The sequence below is a fragment of the Streptomyces sp. NRRL S-495 genome (assembly GCF_000966955.1).
Lineage (GTDB): Bacteria > Actinomycetota > Actinomycetes > Streptomycetales > Streptomycetaceae > Kitasatospora > Kitasatospora purpeofusca.
In genome coordinates, this window is sequence record NZ_JZWY01000920.1 from 1 (window position 1) to 328 (window position 328).

Here is a 328-nt window from a genome sequence, read left to right on the forward strand (position 1 = left end):
GCACATGGACGGCATGCTGGACGAGTTCCTGGCCGTCGCGCAGACCCTGACCTTCCGGCGCCCCGAGATCCCGGTGGTCTCCAACGTCACCGGCCGAGTGGCGAGTTCGGAGGAGATCACCGACCCGGCGTACTGGGTGCGGCAGGTCCGCGGGGCCGTGCGCTTCGCGGACGTGGTCACCACCCTGGCCGCCGAGGGCGCGACGACCTTCGTCGAACTCGGCCCCGACGGCACCCTCACGGGCCTCGTCGGCGCCACCCTGGACGAGGCCGTCACCGCCGTCCCGGTCCTGCGCCGGGAGCGGCCCGAGCAGCGGACGGCGCTGACG

At 74.1% G+C, this 328-nt stretch carries 1 protein-coding gene; it reads left to right on the plus strand.

Annotated elements, in window-relative coordinates; all coding sequences use genetic code 11:
• A partial coding sequence (locus VR45_RS36210; RefSeq protein WP_045944175.1) for an acyltransferase domain-containing protein occupies positions 1-328 on the plus strand: 328 nt, incomplete at both ends.